19 protein-coding genes and 1 tRNA gene are annotated in these 18,523 nt (G+C 61.2%); 16 read left to right on the top strand and 4 right to left on the bottom strand.

What is annotated here, in order from left to right; genetic code table 11:
- Positions 1–666: 666 nt before the first annotated feature.
- The 14 genes from napE to ccmI are packed head-to-tail and all read left to right on the top strand — an operon-like array spanning position 667 to position 11,819.
- On the top strand, positions 667–828 hold the full coding sequence (gene napE / locus AAIL66_RS06595; protein WP_003070148.1) for a periplasmic nitrate reductase, NapE protein: 162 nt from the start codon (positions 667–669) through the stop codon (positions 826–828).
- On the top strand, positions 821–1,123 hold the full coding sequence (locus tag AAIL66_RS06590; RefSeq protein ID WP_223305786.1) for a chaperone NapD: 303 nt from the start codon (positions 821–823) through the stop codon (positions 1,121–1,123). Before napE ends, AAIL66_RS06590 begins: the two co-directional genes overlap by 8 nt.
- Positions 1,116–3,605, top strand: a complete 2,490-nt coding sequence (gene napA / locus AAIL66_RS06585) for a periplasmic nitrate reductase subunit alpha (RefSeq protein WP_343496281.1) — start codon at positions 1,116–1,118, stop codon at positions 3,603–3,605. Before AAIL66_RS06590 ends, napA begins: the two co-directional genes overlap by 8 nt.
- Before the next feature lie 17 nt (positions 3,606–3,622).
- Positions 3,623–4,129: a nitrate reductase cytochrome c-type subunit gene (locus AAIL66_RS06580; RefSeq protein ID WP_343496280.1), complete on the top strand. Its 507-nt coding sequence runs from the start codon at positions 3,623–3,625 to the stop codon at positions 4,127–4,129.
- A 24-nt stretch (positions 4,130–4,153) separates the two neighbouring features.
- Entirely contained in the window at positions 4,154–4,801 is a 648-nt protein-coding gene (locus tag AAIL66_RS06575) for a cytochrome c3 family protein (protein WP_003070157.1), read from the top strand.
- Positions 4,802–4,805: 4 nt separating this feature from the next.
- Positions 4,806–5,495 carry a heme ABC exporter ATP-binding protein CcmA gene (ccmA, locus tag AAIL66_RS06570; RefSeq protein WP_343496279.1) on the top strand — a complete coding sequence of 230 codons (690 nt, stop codon included), beginning with the start codon at positions 4,806–4,808 and terminating at the stop codon, positions 5,493–5,495.
- Positions 5,489–6,145: a heme exporter protein CcmB gene (gene ccmB, locus AAIL66_RS06565; RefSeq protein ID WP_034351936.1), complete on the top strand. Its 657-nt coding sequence runs from the start codon at positions 5,489–5,491 to the stop codon at positions 6,143–6,145. The genes ccmA and ccmB overlap by 7 nt, the downstream gene beginning before the upstream one ends.
- A gap of 1 nt (position 6,146) precedes the next feature.
- Positions 6,147–6,908 (top strand): heme ABC transporter permease CcmC, encoded by a 762-nt coding sequence (gene ccmC / locus AAIL66_RS06560; RefSeq protein ID WP_197577693.1) that lies wholly within the window; start codon positions 6,147–6,149, stop codon positions 6,906–6,908.
- Entirely contained in the window at positions 6,908–7,051 is a 144-nt protein-coding gene (ccmD, locus tag AAIL66_RS06555; RefSeq protein WP_034392491.1) for a heme exporter protein CcmD, read from the top strand. The genes ccmC and ccmD overlap by 1 nt, the downstream gene beginning before the upstream one ends.
- On the top strand, positions 7,048–7,560 hold the full coding sequence (gene ccmE / locus AAIL66_RS06550; protein WP_045839011.1) for a cytochrome c maturation protein CcmE: 513 nt from the start codon (positions 7,048–7,050) through the stop codon (positions 7,558–7,560). Before ccmD ends, ccmE begins: the two co-directional genes overlap by 4 nt.
- Positions 7,557–9,563 carry a heme lyase CcmF/NrfE family subunit gene (locus AAIL66_RS06545; protein ID WP_343496278.1) on the top strand — a complete coding sequence of 669 codons (2,007 nt, stop codon included), beginning with the start codon at positions 7,557–7,559 and terminating at the stop codon, positions 9,561–9,563. Before ccmE ends, AAIL66_RS06545 begins: the two co-directional genes overlap by 4 nt.
- Positions 9,563–10,081, top strand: a complete 519-nt coding sequence (locus tag AAIL66_RS06540) for a DsbE family thiol:disulfide interchange protein (protein ID WP_034351930.1) — start codon at positions 9,563–9,565, stop codon at positions 10,079–10,081. Before AAIL66_RS06545 ends, AAIL66_RS06540 begins: the two co-directional genes overlap by 1 nt.
- Complete coding sequence (locus AAIL66_RS06535) at positions 10,078–10,551, top strand: cytochrome c-type biogenesis protein (protein WP_034351928.1); 474 nt, start codon at positions 10,078–10,080, stop codon at positions 10,549–10,551. The genes AAIL66_RS06540 and AAIL66_RS06535 overlap by 4 nt, the downstream gene beginning before the upstream one ends.
- Entirely contained in the window at positions 10,548–11,819 is a 1,272-nt protein-coding gene (gene ccmI / locus AAIL66_RS06530; RefSeq protein ID WP_343496277.1) for a c-type cytochrome biogenesis protein CcmI, read from the top strand. The genes AAIL66_RS06535 and ccmI overlap by 4 nt, the downstream gene beginning before the upstream one ends.
- Positions 11,820–12,157: 338 nt before the next feature.
- On the opposite strand, the gene AAIL66_RS06525 is transcribed toward ccmI, so the two are convergent.
- The 3 genes from AAIL66_RS06525 to AAIL66_RS06515 all read right to left on the bottom strand — a co-directional run bounded on the left by AAIL66_RS06525 (position 12,158) and on the right by AAIL66_RS06515 (position 15,585).
- Positions 12,158–12,234, bottom strand: a tRNA-Val gene (locus tag AAIL66_RS06525).
- Positions 12,235–12,340: 106 nt separating this feature from the next.
- A complete protein-coding gene (locus AAIL66_RS06520; RefSeq protein WP_034351924.1) occupies positions 12,341–14,572 on the bottom strand; it encodes a bifunctional (p)ppGpp synthetase/guanosine-3',5'-bis(diphosphate) 3'-pyrophosphohydrolase in 2,232 nt (743 codons plus the stop codon).
- Complete coding sequence (locus AAIL66_RS06515) at positions 14,569–15,585, bottom strand: alpha/beta hydrolase (RefSeq protein WP_174447046.1); 1,017 nt, start codon at positions 15,583–15,585, stop codon at positions 14,569–14,571. The genes AAIL66_RS06520 and AAIL66_RS06515 overlap by 4 nt, the downstream gene beginning before the upstream one ends.
- A 76-nt stretch (positions 15,586–15,661) precedes the next feature.
- Here AAIL66_RS06515 and AAIL66_RS06510 point away from each other — a divergent pair, with 76 nt between their 5' ends.
- Positions 15,662–16,444, top strand: a complete 783-nt coding sequence (locus tag AAIL66_RS06510) for a 3-hydroxybutyrate dehydrogenase (RefSeq protein ID WP_343496294.1) — start codon at positions 15,662–15,664, stop codon at positions 16,442–16,444.
- Positions 16,445–16,588: 144 nt separating this feature from the next.
- Here AAIL66_RS06510 and AAIL66_RS06505 read toward each other — a convergent pair whose 3' ends face one another.
- Positions 16,589–17,338, bottom strand: coding sequence for an SIMPL domain-containing protein (locus AAIL66_RS06505; protein ID WP_034351922.1), 750 nt, complete (start codon positions 17,336–17,338; stop codon positions 16,589–16,591).
- A 313-nt stretch (positions 17,339–17,651) separates the two neighbouring features.
- On the opposite strand from AAIL66_RS06505, the gene ompR reads away from it, so the two are divergent.
- Positions 17,652–18,383 (top strand): two-component system response regulator OmpR, encoded by a 732-nt coding sequence (gene ompR, locus AAIL66_RS06500; protein ID WP_003055820.1) that lies wholly within the window; start codon positions 17,652–17,654, stop codon positions 18,381–18,383.
- Positions 18,384–18,523 lie beyond the last annotated feature (140 nt).

Genomic DNA, 18,523 nt, shown 5'->3' with positions numbered 1-18,523 from the left:
GCGAAGCACTGCTCCTAGATCCTTTTGCTCCTATAAAGCGCTTTTGTGGAGCGCTTTTTTTGGTTCGACGCACATCGTGCTCGGCACGGTGATGCCTTGAGCTTGCACAAATCCAGGTTGAGTTCGCATGAGCCTCGTTATCGCTTCCTGTCTGGCCGAGAGGAGCGCGTCTTGAATGCCGCGAGGTCCTGCGCTGTATTGAGCCACTAAATCCACGATCTGCAGCAATCTCTTGTGCAGGCCTGGCTTCTCCCGCTGATTGTCATCATTGATTACGGCCGCACAATACCCCGATTACCTCTCTATGGCGGTCAGGTGATTCAGTGACGGTTTTCAAGCAAGCAGCAGGCGGTGGCTATCGGTTTCAGGCCAGATTTCACGTCCCAACTTCAACGGATCAGTGCGAGATTAAGGTGCGAATTCAGTTTGCAGATGCCTGATCCAAGCCGCGCTTGATTCCGCCGGCTATTTAGTCCACTCCCGAGACATTTACTTGAATGTCAATTGATTCAATGAAATCTTGATGAAGGAATTGATGCAAAGCAACGAATCGAGAAGAACCTTGTTGCAAGTCAATTTTGTAGGTAATCTCGTGGCAAAGTTCGTTATCGGATCTCTATCGCCAAATCATGGATGCTCAGGCATCCAAGCCAAGGGGGATTGCTAATGACAGAACCTCAGCCTGAATCGACTCGTACCGAGGAATTGCGCAGCTTCGCATTTCTCGCAGTTGTTATGGCACCTATATTGGCCGTTGTACTGATTGCGTCTTACGGCTTTGCGATCTGGTTTTATCAGATGATCATCGGTGGTCCCCCACATGCATGAAGAATCTGAGCCCATTGAAACTCATACCGACTTGCATATCACCAGTCTGGTTGTGCATGTGCTTCCCCAGGCATTGGCACAAGTAGCTGCTGGCATCGTCACGATCAAAGGCGCTCAAATACATGGAAGTCATCCGGCCGGCAAGTTGGTCGTGACCTTGGAAGCGCCCCATGCAAGAGAAATACTTGATTGCGTGTCTCAGATTGAGCTGCTTGATGGCGTAATCAACGCGTCCCTGGTTTATCAACATGTTGAGAACTGGCAGTCGCTAAACCAAGAGGTAACACATGACTAGCACTAGGCGTGATTTTGTCCGTCAATCTGCGGCCGCAGCCGCAGGGGCCGTTGCAGGCATCCCCATAGAAGCTCTGTCCCAGGATGCAGGAGCAATGGCTGCCGACCTGAAGTGGTCCAAGGCGCCATGCCGCTTTTGCGGTACAGGTTGCGGCGTCATGGTGGCCGTCAAGGACAACCGCGTAGTGGCCACTCAGGGTGACCCTGAGGCCGAGGTCAACCGGGGACTGAACTGCGTCAAAGGTTACTTCCTGTCCAAGATCATGTATGGCGGTGATCGTCTGACAAAGCCGTTGCTGCGCATGAAGAATGGTCGCTATGCCAAGGATGGCGAGTTCCAGCAGGTTTCCTGGGATACGGCCTTCGACGTCATGGCAGAGCAGTTCAAAAAGACGCTCAAGGCCAAGGGCGCCGACGCGGTGGGCATGTTCGGCTCCGGCCAGTGGACGGTATGGGAGGGCTATGCCGCCTCCAAGCTGTTCAAGGCAGGCTTTCGCACCAACAACATTGATCCCAATGCAAGGCACTGCATGGCCTCGGCAGTTGCCGGCTTCATGCGCACCTTTGGCATGGACGAGCCCATGGGTTGCTATGACGACATCGAAGCCGCGACTGCCTTTGTGCTATGGGGCTCGAACATGGCTGAAATGCATCCGGTGCTGTGGACGCGCGTGACCGACAGGCGCCTGTCCACACCGGGCGTGAAGGTGGCCGTGCTGTCCACCTTCGAGCACCGCTCGTATGAGCTGGCGGACATGTCTCTGACCTTCAAGCCTCAGACCGACCTGGCCATACTCAACTACATCGCCAACCACATCATCACCACAGGCAGGGTCAACAAGGACTTTGTCTCCAAGCACTGCAATTTCAAGCTCGGCAACACCGATATCGGCTACGGGCTGCGTCCCGAGCATCCCCTGCAGAAGGCTGCCAAGAACGCCAAGGACCCCAACGGTGCCAAGTCCATAAACTACGAGGAATACGCCAAGTTCGTATCCACCTATACGCTCGAGTACACAACCAAGCTCACGGGTGTACCGGCCAACCGTCTCAAGGCTCTTGCCGAGCTCTATGCAGACCCCAATAGCAAGGTGGTGTCGTTCTGGACCATGGGTTTCAACCAGCACACACGCGGTGTATGGGCCAACAACATGGTCTACAACATCCACCTGCTGCTGGGCAAGATCGCCACACCCGGCAACAGCCCGTTCTCACTGACGGGTCAGCCTTCTGCCTGCGGAACGGCTCGTGAGGTGGGCACTTTCTCGCACCGCCTACCAGCGGACATGGTGGTGACGAACCTAGAGCATCGCAAGACTGCTGAAACCATCTGGAAGCTGCCCGAAGGCACAATTCCACCCAAGCCCGGCTACCATGCCGTGGAACAAAACCGTGCGCTCAAGGACGGCAGGCTCAATGCCTACTGGGTGATGGTCAACAACAACATACAGGCCGGCGCCAACCTGGCGCAGGAAGGCTACCCGGGCTACCGCAATCCTGACAATTTCGTGGTGGTCTCCGATGTCTACCCCACAGTCACAGCCGTAGCCGCCGATCTGATCTTGCCGTCGGCCATGTGGGTCGAAAAGGAAGGCGCCTACGGCAATGCAGAGCGCCGCACCCACTTTTGGCACCAGTTGGTCAAGGCTCCTGGTGAGGCGCGCTCCGACCTGTGGCAATTGATGGAGTTTTCCAAGCGTTTCAAGGTCGAGGAAGTCTGGCCCGAGGAACTGCTGGCCAAGAAGCCCCAGCTGCGCGGCAAGACCCTGTTCGAGGTGCTGTACCGCAACGGCAACGTGGACAAGTTCCCCTTGGCCGACATGGACCCCGCCTATGAAAACGAGGAAGCCAAGGCCTTTGGCTTCTATCCGCAAAAAGGTCTGTTCGAGGAGTACGCCTCGTTCGGCCGTGGCCATGGCCACGATCTGGCACCGTTCGACCAGTACCACAAGGTGCGCGGCATGCGCTGGCCCGTGGTCAACGGCAAGGAAACGCTCTGGCGTTACCGCGAAGGCTCGGACCCCTATGTGAAAGCCGGTACGGGCTACCAGTTCTACGGAAATATCGACGGCAAGGCCAACATCTTTGCCTTGCCGTACGAACCACCGGCGGAGGCTCCGGACAAGGATTACCCGTTCTGGCTTTCCACGGGCCGAGTGCTTGAACACTGGCACTCAGGATCCATGACCCGGCGCGTACCCGAGCTGCATCGTGCCGTGCCTAACGCACTGTGCTACATGCACCCTGACGATGCCAAGGCACTGGGCGTGCGCCGCGGCAGTGAAGTTGAGCTGTCCTCGCGGCGCGGCTCCATGCGCACGCGCGTCGAGACGCGCGGCCGCAACAAGCCTCCGCGCGGATTGGTCTATGTCCCCTGGTTCGACGCCAGCCAGCTGATCAACAAGGTGACGCTGGATGCTACCGACCCGATTTCGTTGCAGACGGACTTCAAGAAGTGCGCTGTGAAAATCACCAAGGTTTGACGAAAGAGAGGTTGACCATGAACTTCTTCCGCAAACTCGTCCTGCTTGTGGGCATGCTGCTCATGCTCAATATAGGTATGGCCTGGACGCCAGCCGCCATCGCGGAGACCTTCTATGACTCGGCGCGTGGCCCCACGCCCATCATGCAGGCAACCAAGCCGCCAGTGCTTGGCAATGCCGTCAATGATGACGTGCGCCGCACGCGCAACTACACCTGGCAACCGCCCACGATCCCCCATCGCGTGGACGGCTACCAGGTGGACAAGAACTTCAACAAATGCATGGACTGCCATTCGCGAACCAAGGCCGAGATCTCGCAGGCAGTGCCGGTATCGGTCACGCACTATATGGACCGCGACGGGCACATGTTGGGGCAGGTGTCCACGCGACGCTACTTCTGCCAGCAATGCCATGTGGCTCAGGATGCCGTCCGCCCTCTGGTCAGCAACACCTTCGAAGATGTGGATACCGTGATCCTGAAGGCCCTGCAGTCCCAGTCGGGCAAGACATCCAAGAAAAACTGACGCTGCGGCGCACGAGGCTCATCTATGTTGACACTTCTCAAGCGCTACTGGGCGGTGATCCGCCGCCCCAGCGTACATTTCAGCCTGGGCTTTCTGACCATCGGCGGTTTCATCGGCGGCATCCTCTTCTGGGGCGCGTTCAATACCGCCATGGAGCTGACCAATACGGAGAAATTCTGCACGGGTTGTCACGAGATGCGGGACAACGTGTTTGCAGAACTCAAGAGCACGATCCACTACACCAACCGCTCGGGCGTACGTGCCGTGTGCTCCAACTGTCATGTGCCGCACGACTGGACTGACAAGATCGCTCGCAAGATGCAGGCCTCCAAGGAAGTGTGGGGCAAGATCTTCGGAACAATCGACACGCCAGAAAAATTCGAAGCCAAGCGGCTGGAGTTGGCGCAGCACGAGTGGGCTCGCTTCAAGGCCAATGATTCTCTGGAGTGCCGCAACTGCCATAACTACGACTCCATGGATATGACGCGGCAGAGTTTGCGTGCACAGAACATGCACAGCACCTATTTGGCCAGCAAGGAAAAAACCTGTATCGACTGCCACAAGGGCATTGCCCACAAGCTGCCTCACATTCCTCCCGGACAGGGCCCCAGCGACACGCCAGGTCAGAAAGTACCTGGGCCAGCTGAGGCTTCGGTTGCGTCGGTGCAGTAGCGGGATGAATGGCTTGGGCACGGCTGCTTCCAGATTTCTTTGTATATCCGGCCTGGGTTGTGTACGCGGCGGCCGAGTGGTGCTGCGCGATCTGGGCTTGGAACTCGGTGACGGTCAACTCCTGATGCTCAGAGGTCATAACGGCGCGGGCAAGAGCAGCCTGCTGCGTTGTCTGGCCGGCCTTCTGCCATGGCGTACTGGAAGCCTCCAGTGGTGCGGCGGTACGCTGTCCCCTCAGGATCCAGCCTACCAGCGGCAACTGGCCTATATGGGACATCAAGCAGGAATGAGCGACGCCTTGACAGGGATGGAGAATCTGCGCTTTGCGCTGGATCTGATGGCTGTGAGCTGGAATGAAGCACGCGTGCAAGCCGTTTTGCAGGCCTTGTCGTTGACGGGAGTCGTCGCACGGCCTTTTGGCCGACTGTCCCAGGGTCAGCGTCGGCGATTGGGGCTGGCCCGTGTTTTGCTGGGCGAGCGTCCGTTTTGGTTGCTGGACGAACCCGACAACTGTCTGGATGTCCAGGGCGAACAATATCTGGTCGAGGCACTGGAGCAGCATCTGGCCTCAGGAGGAATGGCCGTGGTGGCTTCGCACCGCAACCTGGTGCTGCCGACGCCCCGGGTGTCGGTGCTGGACTTATCCCGCTCCGTGGTCACGACGGCAATGAATGAGAAGGTGGCTGTTTGCTGAGAGCTGTGTGCGCAAGAGAGTTGAAATTGGCCGCTCGAAGGCCTTCCGATGCCTTGGGCGGGCTGTTCTTTTTCGTGCTGGTGGGCAGTCTTTTCCCCTTGGCTTTGGGGCCGGACGCCCCCCTGCTGAGGCAGATTGCGCCGGGCATTGTGTGGGTCGCGGCCTTGCTGGCCGTGCTGCTGGGGCAGCACCGGCTGTTCGAGAGCGACATGGCCGACGGGTCGCTGGAGCAATGGTTGCTGGCGCCTGCGCCCCTTTCGCTGCTGGTGGGCCTCAAGGTGGCCACGCACTGGTTGCTGGGTGTGTTGCCATTGTTGCTGGTGGCTCCCTTGCTGGGTTGGCAGTACGGCCTGGATGGGACGGTGGTCAGCATTCTGCTGGCATCGCTGGCCCTGGGAACGCCCAGCCTGTGCCTGCTGGCGGCTCTGGGCGCAGCACTGACACTGGGTGTGCGGGGGCAGTTGCTGCTGGCTCTGGTGGTGCTGCCGCTGAGCGTGCCCATCCTGATCTTTGGCAGCCATGCCGTGGCCCAGGCGCAGCAAGGGCTGAGTGCAGCGCCTGCTCTCAATCTGCTGGGGGCCTGCCTGTGCCTGGCGTTACTGGCCGGCCCCTGGGCTATAGCAGCGGCCTTGCGCCTCGCGCTGGAGTGATATGAATTCCCTTACTTCCAATGCATCACCGACGCCTGCGGCAGGGTCCAGCGGCCGCAAATGGCGCCAACTGACCTCGCCCCCGATTTTTTACCACTGGGCAGGTCGAGTCTGGCCCTGGATGGCCGTGCTGGCTGCCGTGCTGGCTGCTGCGGGTCTATGGGTCGGATTTGGACTGGCACCTACGGATCACCAACAGGGCGAGGTCTACCGCATCATCTTTTTGCATGTGCCGGCCGCCTGGATGTCCATGTTCATCTATCTGGTGGCAGCGCTCCATGCTGCCCTGGGGTTGATTTACGGCACCCGTCTCTCCCCCCTGCTGGCAAGGGCCCTGGCCCCCACGGGAGCCTTGTTCACAGCCATCGCCTTGTGGACCGGGGCTGCCTGGGGCAAGCCTACCTGGGGGGCCTGGTGGGTATGGGATGCCCGCCTGACGTCGGAGCTGATCCTGCTGTTCCTGTATCTGGGCTATATGGCCATGGTCTCGGCCATAGAGGATTCGCGTCGGGCCGATGGCGCTGGCGCCATCGTGCTGCTTGCTGGCGTGGTCAATGTTCCCATCATCTATTTCTCGGTTCAGTGGTGGAGCACCCTGCATCAGGGTGCGAGTATCCGCATGGATACAGCTCCCAGCATGACACACACCATGCTGGCCGGCATGCTGCTGATGGCGCTGGCCTGCTGGGCCTATACGCTGGCCGTCGCCCTGGTACGGGCACGTTGCCTGATTCTGGAGCGAGCCCGCGAGGAGAGTCTGTAATGCAGGATCATGCTTTTTTCATTGCTCTGGCCTACGGTGTGAGCGCGATGGCGCTGGGTATCGAGCTGATCAGCATCTTTGTGCGCAGCCGTCGCCTGAAGGCTGAAGCCGCGTCCGGACTCGAAGCCAGGGAGAACCCATGAAGCCGCGCCAGCGTCGCCTGCTGTGGGTGTTGGCAGGACTTGCGCTGATGGCCGCAGCCGTCACGCTGGTGCTGCGAGCGCTCAACTCCAATGTGATGTTCTTCTACAGCCCCAGCCAGGTTCATGCGGGTGAGGTTCCGCATGGTGCGGCCTTTCGCCTGGGAGGCCTTGTGGAGCCTGGCTCACTGCAGCGCAGCGGCGACGGAATGCTGCTGCGCTTTGCCGTGACTGATGAAGTGCGCAGTGTGCCTGTGCAGTATCGAGGATTGCTGCCCGACCTGTTCCGCGAGGGCAAAGGTGTGGTGGTATCGGGCCGTATGCAGGCGGACGGTGCCTTCCAGGCCTCCGAGGTGCTGGCCAAGCACGACGAGAACTACATGCCGCCCGAAGCGGCCCATGCATTGAAAAACGCCGCCGGCAAGCCGTCGGAGAAGTCTGCCGACGACGCCACCGTCAGGGAAGCCGGCCAGGACAGCGCCGGTGCCGTCTCCAGCGGAGGCCGCACATGATCGCTGAACTTGGCGTGTTCGCCTTGGTACTGGCCCTGGTTACGGCAGTGCTGCTGGCGGTGCTGCCGCTGGCCGGTGCCCACTGGGGACTGGCGGGCTGGGTAAGGCTGGCCCGGCCCGCAGCCTTTTTGCTATGCGCGTTGTGCGTGCTGTCTTCGGCCAGCCTGTTCTGGTGCTTCTGGCGCGGAGACTTCTCGGTGCTGTATGTGGCGGCCAATTCCCATAGCGACCTGCCCATGGCCTACAAGCTGGCAGCGTTCTGGGGTGGTCATGAAGGCTCCATGCTGCTGTGGCAGCTCATGCTCTCGGGCTGGACCCTGGCGGTGGCCTGGCGCAGCCGAGACCTGCCGCCGGCCTTCGTGGCGCGCGTGCTCGCGGTGCTGGGATGGATCAGCGTGGGCCTGCTGCTGTTCCTGCTGTTTCTCTCCAACCCGTTTGCACGCCTGATCCCGGCGGCTGCGCAAGGCAAGGACCTCAACCCCTTGCTGCAGGATCCCGGCATGGTGCTGCATCCGCCGCTGCTGTACATGGGCTATGTGGGCTTTGCCGTGCCCTTTGCGTTCGCACTTGCGGCACTGATCTCGGGCGAGCTGGGTGCGGCCTGGGCGCGCTGGTCGCGTTCCTGGACGCTGGCGGCCTGGGGCTTTCTCACACTGGGCATTCTGCTGGGCAGCGCCTGGGCCTATTACGTACTGGGCTGGGGCGGCTGGTGGTTCTGGGACCCGGTGGAAAACGCCTCTTTCATGCCCTGGCTGGTGGGTACGGCCCTGCTGCATTCGCTGATCGTGACCGACCAGCGCGGCGCCTTCCGCAGCTGGTCGGCCCTGCTGGCCATCTGCGCATTTTCGCTGAGCCTGCTGGGTACCTTTCTCGTGCGCTCAGGCGTGCTTACCTCGGTTCATGCGTTTGCCGTGGACCCAGGGCGGGGGCTCTTCATCCTGTGCTTCATCGTGGCTGTGGTGGGAGCATCGCTGTGGCTGTTCGCCTGGCGCGCACCGGAGCTGGGCCGCGGCTCCGGGGAATTTGCCATGCTCTCGCGCGAAACCTTTTTGCTGATCAACAACGTGCTCTTCACCGCTGCCGCGCTGGCGGTGCTTATAGGCACGCTGTACCCGCTGGCGCTCGATGTGCTGAGCGGCGAGAAGATCTCCGTGGGGCCGCCGTACTTCCAGGCCGTCTTTTTGCCTTTGGTGCTGCCGGCCCTGGCCCTGATGGGCGTGGGCACGGTGGCGCGCTGGAAGAGCAGCCTGGTTGGCGAGCTGTGGCGGCGCCTTCGCGTGGCCCTCGTGCTGAGCCTTGCCTGCTCGGCAGTGCTGGCACTGGCAGGCGGCTGGATGGGTGTGCGCCTGTCCCCGGCCACCTTGCTGGGCCTGGCCCTGGGCCTGTGGTGCCTGCTCAGCACACTGGCCCATATCTGGCAGCGCCTGGGGCAAGGCCTGGAAATCGGCCATCTGGGTCAGCGCCTGTCGCGCCAGCCCTGGGGCTGGTGGGGCATGCTGATGGCCCATGCCGGTGCGGGCGTGTTCGTGCTGGCGGTAAGCCTGGCCGACGGGCTGGAGAGCCGGCACGAGACCACGCTGGCGCAGGGTGAGACTGCCGAGGCGGGTGGCTACCGCTTCCGCTTCGACAGCCTTGGTCCGACAGCCGGCCCCAACTATGACGCGCAGCGTGCCCAATTCACCGTCAGCCGAGCGGGGCTGGACAGCTGGAGCATGTTTCCCGAGAAGCGGGTTTACCGCGCCCAGGGCATGGCGCTGAGCCAGGCCGCCATTGACAGCGGCTGGACACGCGACGTTTTCGTGGCCCTGGGCGATCCACTGGACGATCAGGGCCTGCGCTGGACCGTGCGCCTACAGGTCAAGCCTTTCATGGACTGGGTCTGGATAGGCACGCTGATGATGGCGCTGGGCGCGGGCCTGAGCCTTATGGACCGACGCTTTCGTACAGCCAAGCAGCGAGCGCATCACCAGTCCGGCGCTCCGGCCCTGCAAGGAGCTGTCTGATGCGCTTTGTCCTGCCCCTGGCAATATTTTTAGGCCTGGCCATCATGCTCGGGCTTGGCCTGCAGCGTGACCCACGGGCCCTGCCTTCGGCGCTGCTGGAACAGCCCGCACCGGCCATAGACCGCCCTCTGCTCGAAGATCAGCAGCAAGTCTTGCATCTGCAGGACCTGCGAGGCCGGGCCTGGTTGCTCAATGTCTGGGCCTCATGGTGCGCCCCCTGCCGGCAGGAGCTACCCGTATTGGCCGAACTCTCGAAGCGCGACGCGGTCGCCGTCTACGGCCTGAACTACAAGGATCAGCCGGACAAGGCTCGCGCGCTGCTGCGGGTGGCGGGCAACCCCTACCGAGCTTCAGCCATCGACGGCGATGGCCGCGTGGGCATGGACTTCGGCATCCAGGGAGTGCCGGAAACCTTTGTCATCGACAGCCAGGGCCGCGTGCGCTATCGCCACGTGGGCCCGGTAACCGCAGAGATATGGCGCGATCGGCTGCTGCCGGTCATCAGGAGTCTGCAATGAAACCGCGAAGTATCGGCGCTGCCTTCACAGCGGCCTTGCTGGCCTGCATGGCAATGCTGGCCCAGGCCGGGCAGACCGCTCGGGACCAGGAACTGCTGGATCGTGAAATGGCGCTGGCCGCTCAGCTTCGCTGTGTCGTCTGCCAGAACCAGACCGTGGCCGAATCGCGTGCCCCCATGGCCGAGGACATGCGCCGCGAGATCCGCAACCAGCTCGAGCAGGGCCATAGCAATGAGCAGGTGATCAACTTCTTCGAACAGCGCTATGGCTCCTTTGTGCGCTACAACCCGCCCTGGAAGCCATCGACCTGGTTGCTGTGGAGCAGCCCGTTCCTTGCCGCGCTTGGCGGCTTTGTCCTGCTGCGGCGCACACTGCGCCAAAGGAGCATGCCGGACGAGCCACTCACTGCGCAGCAACGAGACCGTGCACGTCAATGGCTGGACACGACCTCGAAGGAGGAACGCCAATGAGCGCCATGCACTGGTTGTGGCTGGGTGCCATCGCCCTGATGCTTCTGAGCCTGGCTGTACTGCTGCCGCCTCTGCTGGCCGAGGCCCCATCGCCCGCCAGCGATCCTGAAGAAGCGCTGCGCCGCCTCTACCAGGCCCAGTTGGCCGAGCTGAAGCTGGAGCGCTCAGGGGGGCGCCTGAGCGAGACCGACCACGCTCAAGCGGTCGAAGAACTGCAGCGGCGTCTGCTCAGAGAACTGGACAGACCCCGAGCATCCGTTGCCTGGCGCCAAAGTCCATGGCTGCGCCGTGGCAGCGCGCTGTTGTTGGCGGTGCTGCTCCCTGTCGCCGCGTTCGCTTTGTACCTGCAGGTGGGTGACCCAAAGGCTGCGGCGCAGCTGGCGCAGGAGCAGCCCGACGCGCACGGAGACGGCGCGGGCGATACGCAAGTGCAGGCCATGGTGGATGGGCTGGCCCGGCGTCTTGAGGAACAACCCCGGAACCTGCCTGGCTGGGTGATGCTGGCCCGCTCCTATGAGACTCTGGAGCTATTTGACGCTGCGGCCCAGGCATACCGGCAGGCTTTGCAGGAGGCGCGGCGTAGCGCGATGGATGAGGAAGTCCAGGCGAGGTTATGGGCCGATCTGGCCGACGCGCTGGCATCGGCCCAGGGCGGTGATCTGGATGGCGAGGCCGGCAAGGCCATCGCCCAGGCACTGCAGTTGCAGCAGAGCCAACCCAAGGCGCTGGCCCTTGCCGGCAGTGCCGCCGTGCGCCATGGCCAGCTGGATGAGGCGGGCAAGCATTGGCGGGCCCTGCTGGCGCAGCTGGAGCCCGGATCGGACATGGCGCTGCGCGTGCAGGACGACCTGCTCAAGCTGGAGGCTTTGGCGTCTGAAGACAGCTCGAGCATCACTGCCAAAACTGCGGCCGCATCCAAGAGCCGCCTGAGCGGAGAATTGCGATGGGCAGCCTCCAAGGCCAATCCATCTGAACTGTCCCGGTTGGCCAAGGCTCAAGTCTTTGTCGTGGCTCGCGCCGACGGTCACCCCCGGCCTGTGGCAGTGCTGCGCCTGCCTGCGACCGCCCTGCCGACACATTTCACGCTGGGACCGGAGAACCTGCTCGATCCTGCAGTTTCGCTGTCGTCATTCCCGGAGCTACGTTTGCAGGCGCGGCTGTCGCTGGACGGCCAAGCCATGCCACGAGCAGGAGATATCTACAGCCAGTCGCTCTCGGTGACTCCCGGCTCCTCGAACTTGCTGCTGGAATTGAATCCGGCTTTCTAGCAAGTGTGTCTGGACTGCAAGCAGCCAGGCAGACAACGTGCGTTATTGGCATCTCTGGTGCAGGCATTGCGCCGTCATGCATGTGCTGTGACAGCGAATCGGTACGGAGTCAAGAGCCGCTATATTGCGAGGGGCGGCTCAATCCTGAACCACGACTCCGCTCTGGACGGTGATCGGGATGCGCGATCTGGACACTGGCAGAAATCAACCGACAGCTGCGACAAAATGTCTGTTTGAATGCCGTTTTCCGCTAACGGCTGGCTTCATACCGACAAAACAAAAATGCCCGCTTTTCAGCGGGCATTTTCTGTTGCAAACTCTGGCTTCGTCTGCACGTTTGGTAGGCGCGATTGGACTCGAACCAACGACCCCCACCATGTCAAGGTGGTGCTCTAACCAGCTGAGCTACGCGCCTGTTGTTCTGTTCGATGAAGCAATTGTAGCACGGGTTTTTCACTCATTTTTTGAGAGCTAACATTTTCTTGTCATCGAGCACTGTCAGTGCGCAATCGGGACTTACATCAGCGCCTTCTGGCCGAGCGAACGCCGGAGACACTGGCGACGATGCCAAGTACCTTGTTGAGACGACCCGAATCTGCCACTTCCACCGTGAACGTCATCCATGCCGTCCCCTTGACGGACTGGGTCTGCACTCCGATGACATTGGTCTTCTCGCGTGCAAACACGTCCGAGATATCGCGCAGCAAGCCTTGACGGTCGGCCGCCTCCACCGCAACGTCCACAGGGTAAACCGGTCCACCCTTGTCCACATGCTTGGGGGTGCCCCAGTCGACCTCGATGACACGCTCCGGGCTCTTGGCCATCATCTCGCGGAAATTCGAGCAATCGCAGCGGTGAACGCTCACGCCCTTGCCACGGGTCACAAAGCCGCCGATCTCGTCCGGAGGAGCCGGCTTGCAGCATTTGGCGAGCTGGGTCATGAGCGAATCGACGCCCACCACCAGCACTCCACCTCGCGACGAGTCATGCCCACGCGCCTTGCGCACCGGCGTGAATGCATCTTCCTCTGGCGTTTCTTCACTGGGACGCAGCACGACTTCGATATTGCGCAGTGAATACTCGTCCTTGCCCACGACTTCAAACAGTGCATCGGCAGACTTGAAGCCCAGCTGTGCCGCCAGCTCTTCAAGCTTGATCGCCGTCTTGCCTTCGCGCTGCAGCAGCTTTTCAACGGCCTCGCGCCCGCGCGAGACGGTTTCATGCGTAGCCTGGGCATTGAACCAGGCGCGCACCTTGGCCTTGGCGCGGTTGCTGACCAGATAACCCAGCTCGGCATTGAGCCAGTCGCGGGAGGGGCGGTCTTCCTTGGCCGTGTTGATCTCTACCGTCTGGCCGCTTTCCAGAGCGGTGTTCAGCGGCACCATGGCCCCGTCCACACGCGCACCACGGCAACGATGGCCCAGGCTGGTGTGCACCGAGTAGGCGAAGTCCACCGGCGTGGCCCCTTGCGGCAGCTCGATCACGGCCGCATCGGGAGTCAGCACATAGATGCGATCTTCAAACAGACCACGCTGGGCCGAGCCCGTCAGGTCGCTGCCCCAGGCCAGCAACTGGCGCAGCACGGCGATCTTGGCGTCATATTCGCTGGACGCAGACACGCCCGCATAGCCTTTGGTGCCGGCTTCCTTGTAAGCCCAGTGCGCGGCCACGCCATGCTCGGCATGGTCGTGCATGGCCTGGGTGCGGATCTGGATCTCTATGGTGCGGCCGGTTTCATCGCGCACCACCGTGTGCAGAGACTGATAACCGTTGGGCTTGGGTTTGGCGATGTAGTCGTCGAACTCCTTTTCCAGCGGTGTGAATTGCTCATGCACCCAGGACAGGGCTGCATAGCAGTCCTTGACCGTAGGCACGATGACGCGCATGGCACGGATATCGAACAGCTGGTCAAAGCTCAGCGACTTGCCGCGCATCTTCTTGACGATGCTGTATATGTGCTTGGGACGCCCCTGAACGGAGGCGCTGATGCTGTGGGCGCGCAAGTCGGCCTCGAGCCGCGCACGCATCTGCTCCATATAGGCTTCGCGCTCGACCCGCTTTTCGTCGAGCAGACGCGCGATCTGGCGATAGGTATCGGGCTCCAGAAAACGGAAAGCCAGATCTTCGAGCTCCCATTTGATCTGCCAGATTCCCAGACGGTTGGCCAGCGGCGCAAAGACATAGAGAGCTTCGCGCGCGATGCTGGGTGAAACCGGACTCTTCTCAGCCGCGTAGTAGCGCAGCGTCTGCAGGCGCGACGCCAGGCGCAGCAGCACCACGCGCAGATCGCGCGAAAAGCCCAGCAGCATCTTGCGCACGTTCTCGGTCTGGGTGGCCACGCCATCGACATGCTGGCTGCTCAGCTCGGCGTCTCGCGCCTGCTGCTGCACCCGGATGAGTTTGATGGTTTCGACTGCCAGGGTCGCAAAATTGTCTCCAAACGCCTTGGCAATCACTTCCTGCGGCTTGTTCAGGTGCACGCTGGCATGCACCAGATAAATGGCCGCCTGCATGGTTTCCGAGCCACCGATTTTCTTGAGGATGGCGGCAACGGCGTCGGCATGGGTCAGGGTGTTTTCACCGGTCTCCATGACTTCGCCGGCAATCAGAGGTTCTGCAAAGGCACGGGCGCGCACCAGCGCATTGACTTGATCGGGCAAAACCTCGGATGTGGCGGTAATCAGATGCGGCGTAGGCTCCGTGAGCTTGGGTGCGGCGTCAGAAACTGTGGTTACGGTATCGCTGGTCTTCATGCAGCTTCCTCTTGGGCCTGCTGCGCAAGACTGATGTTCGCAGGCAAACCCTTATCCCCTTGTAAAAACTTTTGTATCAACGCCACTTGCCCCGGCACTACCAACGTTGGAGCATGTCCCACGCCCTGCAGTTCCGTGCAATGCGCCCTGGGGCCACGCTCGGTCATGGCCTTGGCGGTACGGCTGGAAAGCAGATCGGACTCGGCCCCTCTGATAAGCAATACCTGTGCCTTGATCTGGTCGTAAAGCTGCCAGAGCAAGGCCTCACCGGCCTGAGCAGTCTCGCGCGTCATCTGTGCCATGGGCATTGCAATACGGGGGTCGTAATGCAGCACCACACCCCCTTGGGCATCTGGCTTGATCATGGCTTGCGAGAGCCGGCTCCATTGCTCATCGCTATGTGGGCCGAATCCCTCGGAAATCAAGCGCATGGCAGCAGCAGCGCTCTCAAAGTTGGGAAACTGCAAGCCTTTTCCGACATAGGAGCCGATTCGTTCCAGCGACTCCCATTCAATCGCCGGCCCTACGTCGTTGAGCACCAGCCGCCGAACAGGCACCGGCAGCGGCAGACCGGGCTGCCCCACGACACCCATCCCGATCAAGCCACCCATGCTGGTACCGACCCAGTCCAGGGTTTCAATCGGTGCCTGAGCATGCAACTGGGCCAGCAGCGCCAACATATCGGCCGCATACAACGGCAGCTGATAACCCATGGGGTCGGCCAGCCAGTCGCTTTCGCCGCGCCCCACCACATCGGGGCAGATCACGCGGGCAAAACGGCTGAGCTCGGCGGCCAGCACATCAAAGTCTCGCCCCTGGCGTGAGAGGCCGTGCACGCAGACGATGACATGAGGATGTCTTGGATTGCCGGTATGGTTCCATTCCCAGTACGCCATGCGGTGCGTTCCCTCGGGCTGAGCCTCGACCTGTTGGCGGCGCTGAGCACTGGCCCAGGTGGGAGCCGTTGCAGAGGCTCCGGGACACGATACGTAATTCAGCGTAGGTTGATTCATGGAGAACGCGTTTTCAAGACCGGGGCCGATAATGGCTGTCGTCGCATCGTAATTCATTCGGAGACCTTGTATGTCCATGTTGAAAGGCAAAACCGCTCTCGTGACGGGATCGACCAGCGGAATCGGCCTAGGTATCGCAATCGCTCTGGCACGCCAGGGTGCCAATATCGTGCTCAACGGCTTTGGCGATGTCGAAGCACCACGCGCCCAGGTGCTTGATGCCGGCAAAGCAGCCGGCATCGAAGTCGGCTACCACGGAGCGGACATGAGCAAGGCCACCGACATTGAAGCCATGATGAAATACGCCGCGGCCGAATTCGGCCGCGTCGACATCCTGATCAACAACGCCGGCATTCAGCATGTGGCCAAGGTGCAGGACTTCCCCGTGGAGAAGTGGGATGCCATCCTCGCCATCAACCTGAGCAGCGCCTTCCACACCACGCGCCTGGCCCTGCCCGCCATGCAGCAGGCCAACTGGGGCCGCATCATCAATGTGGCTTCGGTGCACGGCCTGGTCGGCTCGGCCGAAAAATCGGCCTATGTCGCCGCCAAGCACGGCATCGTCGGCCTGACCAAGGTGACGGCGTTGGAAAACGCCACCACCGGCGTGACCTGCAACGCCATCTGCCCCGGCTGGGTGCTCACGCCGCTGGTACAAAAGCAGGTGGACGCGAAGGCTGCCGCCCAAGGCATCAGCAATGAAGACGCCACCAGGCAGCTGCTGGGAGAGAAAGAGCCTTCGATGCAGTTCACCACGCCCGAAGAGCTAGGCGAGCTGGCTGTCTTCTTCTGCTCGGCCGCGGCCAACAATGTGCGCGGCGTGGCATGGAATATGGACGGCGGCTGGGCCGCACAATAAAAGCCGCTCGGCTCCAGCGCATGCGTCTATCAATTAGATAGCATCTAGCGCTTGCCAGAAAACATATTCAGCATCAAATCATGATGAAAATCAAAAAGGAGCAGCGCAAGCTGCTCCTTTTTTATACACGCCGCGCGGATCCGATCACTGCATCTGAATCGAGCCACCGACGCTGACCGTCACCTCGGTGCGATCCGCCTCCACCGGCACGGGTGCGGCATCCGCATAGCTGGCCTTGGCCATGCTCATCATGCGCGGGCGAGGCATGGGATGCCCGCCGCCGCCGCTGCTGCTCACATTGACCTCGCGCAGGCTGTAGCCCGCAAAACCGAAGCTCTTGGAGATGGCCGCAGCACGCTGGCGGAAGCTCTCGATCGCCTTGGCCTGGGCTTCGCCCTCCACCTTTTCCCGTGCTTCGCGCGAGAGGCCGAAGCTCATGCTGGCCAACGTCATGTCCTGCACCTTGGCCGCTGCCTGAGTGATGCGCACGAAGTCGCGCCCCTGCAGCACGATCTCTGCTTGGCCCTGCCAGCCTTCGATCTTGCCATTGTTGCCATAACGCGGCGAGATGGAGAAATTACCGGTGCTCAATTCCATCTGCCGACCTTGCGCATCGTTACGCAGCGTGGTCATGGCGGACTCCACGATCTTTTGCAGCTGGGACTGAACGGACGCGGCATCGCGGCCATCCTTGCTGGCCGACAGGGTTGCCGTCATCCAGTCCTGCTTGACCTCCACGGTTCCCTGAGCCGACAGCTGCACCACATTGGCAGGTCTATGCATGTCACGCGCGGCGCCCTGGGCCCATACATTGCCGCCAGCGCAGGCCGCAGCCAGCGCAAGTGCGGCAGCCGCGGCGCGAGAGGAAGAGGAAGACTTGGAAAATTGATTCATGCGGTTCACCCTTGTAAGTAAATCAGGCCATGCAGATACACATGCATTTCACCATTGCGCAAAGTCGCTGCAGCGCAGCATGTCAGCCCAGAGTGTGACTTTATGTACGAATACTCCACATTCGACACACCAACAGAACAAACACTGAAACAATAGTGCAAAATACTCTTGAAAAGTTCCTCATGAAACATTTATTGTTCCATTAATAAACGCAACAATCGTAACAAGTAGCAAGACTTGACCTTGTTTTGCTGGATTTTTTTGATCTAGCGATAACAATGGGCCAGTTACAAATAAATCGACAAGGACGATCATGGCAACGACGAACAACCGTACTGACAAGATCCTCGTGGTGGATGACGATGCACGCATCCGCGACCTGCTGCGCCGCTATCTGACGCAGGAAGGCTTCGAGATCATGATTGCCGAGGACGGCAAGGCGCTCAACCGCATCCTGCTGCGCGAGACTGTCGACCTGATCGTGCTGGATCTGATGATGCCCGGCGAGGATGGCCTGTCCATTTGCCGCCGCCTGCGCTCCGCCAACGACCGCACTCCCATCATCATGCTGACCGCCAAGGGCGAGGATGTGGACCGCATCGTGGGCCTGGAAGTGGGCGCCGACGACTATCTGGGCAAGCCCTTCAACCCCCGCGAGCTGCTGGCCCGCATCCATGCCGTGCTGCGCCGCCGTCCGCCTCAGGAAGCACCGGGCGCGCCTTCGGGCGACAACGAGGTGGTGACCTTTGGCCCCTTCACCTTCGACCTGGGCACTCGCGTGCTGCAAAAGAATGGCGAGGAGTTGCCACTCACCACCGGCGAATTCGCCATGCTCAAGGCCCTGGTGCGCCACCCGCGCCAGCCTCTGTCGCGCGAAAAGCTGGCCCTGCTGGCCCGTGGCCGCGAATTCGAGCCGTTCGACCGCAGCCTGGACGTGCAGGTTTCCCGCCTGCGCAAGCTGATCGAGGAAGACGCTGCCGCACCACGCTATATCCAGACCGTCTGGGGCGTGGGCTATGTGTTCGTACCCGATGGCATGAACTGATTCTGCCCGCCTCCATCGCAACAAGCCGCCCGCTGCGCGGCTTGTTGCGCTTGGGTACCGGTCCATAGGGCCCATAAGTCAAGCTCTTTCAACAACCAACAGTAGATAGACACTTTTTGGACAAACCGTAACCCGCGTCG

Origin of the sequence: Comamonas sp. F1-6 (genome assembly GCF_039581415.1) — a bacterium.
GTDB classification, from domain to species: domain Bacteria; phylum Pseudomonadota; class Gammaproteobacteria; order Burkholderiales; family Burkholderiaceae_C; genus Comamonas; species Comamonas thiooxydans.
Note: the sequence above shows the minus strand (reverse complement) of the source record. Positions and strands in the feature narration are given on the sequence as shown.